The organism is uncultured Rikenella sp., from assembly GCF_910579375.1.
GTDB lineage: Bacteria > Bacteroidota > Bacteroidia > Bacteroidales > Rikenellaceae > Rikenella.
In genome coordinates this window covers 1-8190 of the sequence record NZ_CAJTUJ010000081.1, presented here as the reverse complement: position 1 = coordinate 8190, position 8190 = coordinate 1, and the positions used below count along the sequence as shown (strand labels likewise).

The following is an 8190-nucleotide window of genomic DNA, read 5'->3' as shown; positions in this document are numbered from 1 at the left end:
GGCCGAAGCCTCCGATCGCGGAGGCCCGCAACTCGCCATGCTCGTTTTATGCCCCGCAGGCTTCGACCCGCTAAAGTACTTGCATTTTCTCAGGCTTGGTTGCGCTTCGTTGCGCCTCCGCTGGCGGCGAACTTAGGCTAAGAACGAAATAGGCGCTAAGGACGAATAGATTATGCTCTTGCGACTCGCAGAGTCGCGCGGGCCGGATGCCTGCCCACGGGCGGCCCGCAACACGCCGCTTGCGCGTCGAGAGTTGCTGTTCCTCCCGGGCGTCCGACTCGCTTTGTTCAGGGCGAATAGGTAATCCCCTGATAGGGTAGTTTAGCGGAACGGGTCGGAGCCAGCGTGGCCGGAAACGAGCTCCGCGACGTTGCAGGCCTACGCCTGGGGTGGCTCCGGCCCGGGCGGCTCTGCGAGCCGCAGGATTTTAACTTTAATAGGAGTGGCTGGTTGTTGGGGTAGAGGCTAGAAGGCATTGTGCGACTCTCTGCGGGGGTAGCTCCGGCCCGGGCGGTTCTTCAAACCGCAGGGATTTAGAACAAGGGGAGATGCTGTTTTTATTAGAGTAGTTCCAGCCCATTGCCCCCCGCGGGCACGCGCCCCCGTTTATTCCGAGAGGCAACGCAACTGAAGACCGTGGCCACGATTACCCACACTGTTGGGACTGAGATGCTGTGCATAGAAGTCCAAAAACACCCCGTTCGTTCTACCGATAGCGGACGACCAGCTATACCCGCCGTTGCCGACCTTTACCGGCCCGCCCGAGTACGAGTCGCGGTAGCCCGGGGCGGACGCCAAAACACTCTGGAACCCTGCCCCTCGAAAAAGCGCACACCCACCGGGAGAAAACTTATCGAAAACCGATCGAAATGTCCTCGAAAAGACGGAAAATAGGACATATACTGCTACTCGTGCTACTCATAGCCTACGGCATCGTAGCCGCCCGCTACTGCACCGTGCGCGAAAGAGAACTCAAATGCACCGGCATCGACATCGTCGTTCGCGACAGCGCCGAACTCGCCTTCGTTACCCCTGAAATCGTACGCAGATGGCTGGCCGACAGCTCTATACGCGTTATCGGCATGGGGTTGCGCGGTGTCGATGTCTATGCCATCGAACGCCTCGTCGAAGCCCACGAATTCGTCGCCTGGGCCGAAGCCTATACCGCCATCGACGGCCAGCTCCACATCACCCTCGGCCAGCGGAAACCTGTCATGCGCGTGGTGAGCGAATCCGGACACAACTTCTATGTGGACGACGACCTGGTGCTCCTTCCCTCCCAGAGCGACTATATCGCCGACGTGCCCGTGGTGAGCGGACGTCTGACCTTCGGTTTCCCGACCGACTATTTCGGTCGTTTGGATGAAAAAAAGTTCCCCGCAGAGCGGGAATTGTTGCATAATCTCCTTAACTTTGTCCGTCAGGTAGATACCGACCCGTTTTTGGACGCCTTGACCGCTCAGATCTACTACGACGGAAATGAGGTACGATTATTGCCACGCGTGGGACGTCAGGTGATCCGCTTCGGCGAAGTCGGCGACTCCGTTGCCGTCGCCCGGCGGCTCGGGAAACTCTCCCGGTTCTATCGCCGCTCCTTTGCCGACGGATGGTGGCGGTCGGCCACCGAAATCGACCTCCGCTTTCGGGGGCAGGTCGTGAGCAAAAATCCGGTGCCCGACCCTCCTCCCGGGACGGTGGAAGCGGGCGACTCCATCCGCCCGGCCGCACGTTAGGCCGCCGGCTTTCGCCGCAGGAGAGCGCATACCGAACGAACGAAGAGCACACACGAGATATATGGATAATAACGAATACGTTGCAGCGGTCGATCTGGGCACCACGAAAGTGGTGATGGCCGTCGGACGCAAAGCGGAAAAAAACAAGATCGAAATCGTCGCGCTCAAGGAGGTCGCCTCCAACGGCGTGATGAAAGGCGATCTGAAAAATATAGAGCAGGCTTCGCAAGTGCTGAGAGAGGTGAAAAACCGGCTCGAACAGGAACTTGGGATTATCGTGCGCGAAGCCTATGTGGGTGTTTCGGGGCAGCATATCCAGTGCAATCGGACACAGGGATACGTTACCGTGCAGAACATGACCGACGCCGGAGTGACCGAAGTAAGGCGCACGGACGTCGAACGGCTCATCGAAGACCAGCGCAACGCATCTTTGCCGGCGGGGAAAACCATCATCAGCATTCTGCCCCAGTCGTATATTCTGGACGGCGAAGACGACATCAGCGAACCCGTGGGGATGGAGGGGCGCAAGCTGGAGGCCAAGTTCAACGTCATTATCGGCGAAGAGACCGCTATCGAACGGATCAGACGGTGCTTTCAACGCGTGGGGCTCAATTTGGCCGGGATTGTCTTGCAGCCGCTCGCTTCGGCCGAAGCCGTGCTGAGCGACGACGAAAAGGAACTCGGAGTGGCCGTGGTGGATATCGGCGGGGGGACGACCGATATCTGCGTGTATTATGACAAAGTGATCCGGCATCTGGCCGTGATTCCGATCGGCGGGAATATCATCAACAAAGATATTCGCGCCTACGGGATTTTGGAACGGTACGTCGAAAAACTCAAGACCTCGTTCGGCGAGGCCGTGGCCGAGCGGACGCCGGGCGACAAGTACATCAATATCCCCAGCGTCAACGGGCAGGCGCCGAAAGAGATCGCCGTGAAGACCCTGGCCGGGATTATCGAAGCCCGGATGTACGACATCATCGACTACGTGAAGATCGAGATCGAACGGTGCGGATTCAAGGGACGGTTGGGGGCAGGGATCGTGCTGACCGGCGGGGGAGCCAATTTGAAAAACCTCGACCTCCTCTTCAAAATGCACACCGGAATGGATGTGCGCATTGCTCAGCCGGTTACCTACGTGGCGGCGGATTCGGTGGAACTCGTTTCGGCGCCGAAATACTCCACTTTGACCGGGATCGTGCTCGATGCCGTGCGGAAAGGAAACTATACCGAGATCGATGCCGCCGAACCGGCGCAGGCGGCGGGAGAGCCTCAAAACGCGGGAGCTGCGGCGGGAGACGAGGACTACTACCATACGCCGGCCGGACAACAGAACGGGCGGGCGATGGCTTCGGGGAATACGGCTGTTGCGGGGGGAGGATATGATTCTTCTTATACGCCTGAGGCCGACTCCTATGAGGGGGGGCAGCAGGAAAGGGGATATGAACCGGATTCGTACGGGATGGACGGCGACGAGGAGTATCTGGACGACTATCCGGAAGAGGAGTTGCGCCTCCGGAGACCTAAACTCTCCGAACGCGTGAAACGTTGGTTCGGCGGAATGTTCACTGACGAAGAGGTCGACGACGACAGTTATTGATACCGATTTTATCACCAGCAGGCAAAATGGTTGAATTCGTAGATATAGAACCGGTCAGCTCGTCCATTATCATGGTCGTGGGGGTTGGCGGCGGGGGGAGCAATGCCGTGAACCACATGTACAAACTCGGGATTACGGACGTCTCGTTCATGGTCTGCAACACCGACCGGCAGGCCTTGGGACGGAGCCCGATTCCTACCCAGATTCGGCTCGGAGAGACCCTCACCGAGGGGCTGGGGGCGGGGAATAAGCCCGAACGCGGACGCGCTGCTGCCGAAGAGAGCATCGAAGAGATTCGGGAAGTCTTTCGCGAGAAGAACATCAAGATGGTCTTCGTCACCGCCGGGATGGGCGGCGGGACAGGGACAGGCGCTGCGCCGGTGATTGCCAAGGCGGCGAAGGAGATGGGGATATTGACCGTCGCCATCGTCACCATTCCCTTTAAGACCGAAGGACGGCGCCGGATTTTGCAGGCGATCGACGGGATCGAAGAGATCAGACACAATGTAGACTCGTTGCTCGTGGTGAACAACGAGAATATCCATGAAATTTACGGCGAACTCACCTTATCCGAGGCTTTCGGCAAAGCGGACGATATTCTGGCTACCGCAGCGAAGAGTATCGCCGAAATTATCACCCAGGAATATCGCGTCAACGTCGACTTTGCCGACGTGCAGACCGTCATGAAAGACAGCGGCATCGCCTTGATGGGCTCTGCGCGCGGGAGCGGCGAAAATCGTGCCAGAGAGGTGGCCGAAGCGGCTATGAGCTCGCCCTTGCTCAACCACAAAGATATTTCGGGCGCCAAGAACGTCCTCCTGAATATCACCTCCGGCAACAAAGAGGTCACCTTGACCGAGACCTATCAGATTACCCAGTTCATGCAGGAGCGGACGGGGAACGACAACTCCACCGACCTGATCTGGGGGGCCGGCACCGATGAATCTTTGGGCGACGACATCCGGATCACCGTGATCGCCACCGGGTTCGACATCGACAGTATTCCGGCCATTCGCGAACGGTATGCCGAAGTCGTCGGGCGTGATCCGAACGCCCGTCGGAACGGTATGGGGACGGGTCGGCCTTTGGCCGGACAGAACGAAGGGCCCAAGCGGGAGACCATCTCGCTGATCGATCAGGAGGGCGGTGCCGGTTTTTCCGGGCGGGCAGACAAGAAAGCCAAGGCGGGATCGGGAGACGAGGGAGACGATTTTTCCGTCGTGACCCATGACCGGAGCGAACCGCAGTTCGCGGCGAGCCATACCGCTTATGACCGTCCTTCGGTGTCGATCGCAGAGCGGGAGCGCGAAATGGTGGCCGAAGAGCGGCAACCGGTAGTCGACACGCCGATGACGGAAACGCCGATTGCAGCGGTAGAGCCTGTGCCGGTGCCTGCGCCTGTGCCGGTGGTTGAGGTTACCCCTCCGGTTCAGGTGGTGCAGGCCGTGGAGACCGTGGTGGAGCCTGTTGCTCCGGAACCGCAGCGGGCGGACGATGACGATATCACCGCATTGACAGAGGAACAGATCGAAAATATTCCCGCCTACATTCGTCGTCGGATGAAGATTTACGCCGGGGGGGCTCCGGCGGGGGGGAAGGTGTCGCGTGAGACGTTGAAAAACGAGGGCGGTTCGGGCGGTTCTCATTCGCGCGGCGGAGGGGCTGCGGATGGGGGACACCATTTGTTCGATTGATTTTCGGACACGGTGTTGGAAAATCCGGAAATTTTGCACACCTTTGCACCGCATTCGGCAGAAGAGGGCTTTTCTCTTTGAATGCAATGCCGATCGTCGTTCGATGAACGACTTCCTTTCGGGCGGATACCAGAGTGGCCAAATGGGGCAGACTGTAAATCTGCTGTCTTCGACTTCGGTGGTTCGAATCCATCTCCGCCCACAAAAAAGTTTATCATCCGGCGAACCGTTCAGCCGTCAGGCTCTGGTTTGCAGACAGTCTCGCCGCAAGCTCGCTTGCAAGGCGAGGGCTGGCGGAAAACCAAAAATGAACGCAGTTCATGAGGTTGCCGGCGATAGAGTTTTATTGTAGGGGTCCCGCCGGGAGGCAATGGATCACGGCACGCCAGTGACGTAATCCATCTCAGGGGTAAACGGAGGCAATGATCACGGCGCACCAGCGACGTAATCCTCTCCGCAAAATGAAAGAGGTCACGTATTAAAAACGACGTCATCCTCTCCGTCTAACATCGGCAAAAGAAAGCAAATGATAAAATCTCCGGAAGATTTGTTCGTAACCGGAAAAACGTTATCTTTGCAGCGTTGAAAAAATAAGCGGAAGTAGCTCAGTTGGTAGAGCATCAGCTTCCCAAGCTGAGGGTCGCGAGTTCGAACCTCGTCTTCCGCTCCGGAGAGAGACAGATGCGATAAAAGCATCTGCCTCTCTTTTTTGTATCCGCGCGGAAAAAAGTGCCGAGGCGGTCATGCGCTTTCCCGGCTGAAGGAAAACCCGACTACCTCTCCCCGAATCCCCCGAAAGAGGGATGTTTAACTCCCGATCTCCCCAGAAAAAGGGATCTATACCCAGCCGCGCATCCCCTAAATTTGTATCCCGAAGAGGAGAGGAAATCGTTATCTTTGCTCCTCGCTATCGACCCATATGGAAAACGAATCGATTTGTCGCCCCCTGTCGGAGCTCTCCACCTCCGAGAGCGGCGTCATCGTCAAAGTCCGCGGTCACGGCTCGTTCCGCAAGCGCATCGCCGAGATGGGCTTCGTGCGCGGCAAACGGGTGACCGTCATTAAGAACGCCCCGTTGATGGATCCCGTCGAATACGAGATCATGGGGTATCATATCGCCCTGCGCCGCAGCGAAGCCGAGCGAATCGAAATCTCGACCGCTCCCGACGCCTCGACCGCCTCCGCCGGTGGGACAGCCCTTGCTCAGATCTTGCAGACCGACGAGATCGCCAACCGCTTCCTCCACGAAGCCGGACGAACCATCCAGGTCGCCCTGGTCGGCAATCCCAATTGCGGAAAAACCTCGCTTTTCAATCTCGCCAGCGGCTCGCACGAACGCGTCGGAAACTACAGCGGCGTGACCGTCGAAGCCAAAGAGGCGACCGCCCGGCAGGCCGGGTATACGCTCCGCCTGTCCGATCTGCCCGGAACCTACTCCATCACCGAATACACCCCCGAAGAGCTCTACGTGCGGCGGCACATCCTGGAGCAGATGCCCGACGTGGTGATCAACGTCGTCGACGCTTCGAATCTGGAGCGCAACCTCTTTCTGACCACCCAGCTGATCGACATGAACCTCAAGGTGGTGATCGCCCTGAACATGTACGACGAGCTGGAGCGGAGCGGAGCGCGGTTCGATTACGAGGCTTTGGGGCGGATGATCGGGATTCCGATCGTGCCCACCGTGGCGTCGAAAGGCGAGGGGATCGACGCCCTGTTCGACCGCGTCATCGCCGTTTTCGAGGACAACGAGCCGATGGTGCGTCACATCCATGTCCACTACGGCGAGGAGATCGAGTGCAGCATTCGGGCGCTTCAGAGCCTGATTTGGCAGAATTGCGACATCGTGGCGCGCTATTCGTCGCGTTACCTGGCTATCAAACTGTTGGAGGGCGATCGCGAGACCCTTTCCCTGCTGGACGGAGTGGCCAATTTCGATGAGATTCGTCAGGCGGTCGAGCGGGAAACGGCCCGTTTGGAGCGACTCTACAACGATTCGGTCGAGACGGTGGTGGCCGATGCGCGGTACGGTTTTATCGCGGGGGCGCTGGAGGAGACTTTCGTGCCCGGGACGGGGGATAAAAACCGGAAGGCGACGCGGATCGACCGCATTATGACCCACCGTTTCTGGGGGTTTCCGATCTTTTTTCTGCTGATGTGGCTGATGTTCGAGGCGACGTTTACGCTGGGCGGCATTCCGGCCGGATGGATGGAGAGCGGGGTGGAGTGGCTCGGCGGCTGGGTCTCCGGCGCGATGGCCGAGGGGCCGCTGCGCGAGTTGCTGGTGGACGGGGTGATCGGCGGGGTGGGGGGCGTGATCGTCTTTTTGCCCAACATACTGATTCTCTTCTTCTTCATCTCGCTGATGGAGGATACGGGCTATATGGCTCGGACGGCTTTCCTGATGGATCGTTTCATGCACCGGATCGGGCTGCACGGCAAGTCGTTCATCCCGCTTCTGATGGGGTTCGGGTGCAACGTGCCGGCGATTATGGCTACGCGGACTCTGGAGAGTCGCAAAGATCGCATACTGACGATGCTGATTCTGCCGTTTATGTCGTGTTCGGCCCGGTTGCCGGTCTATGTGTTGCTGATTTCGGCTTTTTTCCCGACGGGGCAGGGGCTGGTGCTGATGTCGATCTATGTGATCGGGATCGGGGTGGCTGTTCTTTCGTCGGTGGTGCTCAAACGGTTGCTGTTCCATCGGGCCGAGGCGCCTTTCGTGATGGAGTTGCCGCCGTATCGGATTCCGACGGCGCGCAGTGTCGTGCGGCATATGTGGAATAAGGGGTCGCAGTATTTGCGAAAGATGGGGACGGTGATTCTGGTGGCTTCGGTGTTGATTTGGGCGTTGGGACACTATCCGAGGCCGACGGCGGAGCAGGAGGCGGCTCTTGCGCCGTCGGAGCTGGCGGAATGGCAGGCCGAACACTCCTATATCGGGCGGTTGGGGCATGCCGTGGAGCCGGCGATGCGGCCGTTGGGTTTCGACTGGAAGATCGGGGTAAGTCTGTTGAGCGGTCTGGCGGCGAAGGAGATTGTGGTGAGTACGATGGCGGTGTTGAACCGTCCGGCGGAGGTCGCGGTAACGGGTGGTGCGGCTGGCGGCGGCGAGGAGGTGTGGCGGGCGTCCTGGCGGTGGCGCAATCCCCGGTCCCGGGCG

At 59.0% G+C, this 8190-nt stretch carries 4 protein-coding genes and 2 tRNA genes; all 6 read left to right on the top strand.

The genetic code is table 11. The features are described from left to right. Positions 1–911: 911 nt before the first annotated feature. Positions 912–1733 (top strand): hypothetical protein, encoded by an 822-nt coding sequence (locus QZ302_RS07220; protein ID WP_294594028.1) that lies wholly within the window; start codon positions 912–914, stop codon positions 1731–1733. Between the two features lie 61 nt (positions 1734–1794). Then, positions 1795–3333: a cell division protein FtsA gene (gene ftsA, locus QZ302_RS07215; protein ID WP_294594027.1), complete on the top strand. Its 1539-nt coding sequence runs from the start codon at positions 1795–1797 to the stop codon at positions 3331–3333. Positions 3334–3359: 26 nt separating this feature from the next. After that, positions 3360–5027: a cell division protein FtsZ gene (gene ftsZ, locus QZ302_RS07210; protein WP_294594026.1), complete on the top strand. Its 1668-nt coding sequence runs from the start codon at positions 3360–3362 to the stop codon at positions 5025–5027. Positions 5028–5147: 120 nt separating this feature from the next. After that, a tRNA-Tyr gene (locus tag QZ302_RS07205) sits at positions 5148–5229 on the top strand. Between the two features lie 392 nt (positions 5230–5621). Further along, a tRNA-Gly gene (locus tag QZ302_RS07200) sits at positions 5622–5694 on the top strand. Positions 5695–5946: 252 nt separating this feature from the next. Continuing rightward, on the top strand, positions 5947–8190 hold a 2244-nt coding region (gene feoB, locus QZ302_RS07195; protein WP_294594025.1), incomplete at its 3' end, for a ferrous iron transport protein B.

Coding starts and splice junctions, on each gene's coding strand:
- ftsA (WP_294594027.1), top strand. CDS start 1,795: ATGGATAATAACGAATACGTTGCAGCGGTCGATCTGGGCACCACGAAA.
- ftsZ (WP_294594026.1), top strand. CDS start 3,360: ATGGTTGAATTCGTAGATATAGAACCGGTCAGCTCGTCCATTATCATG.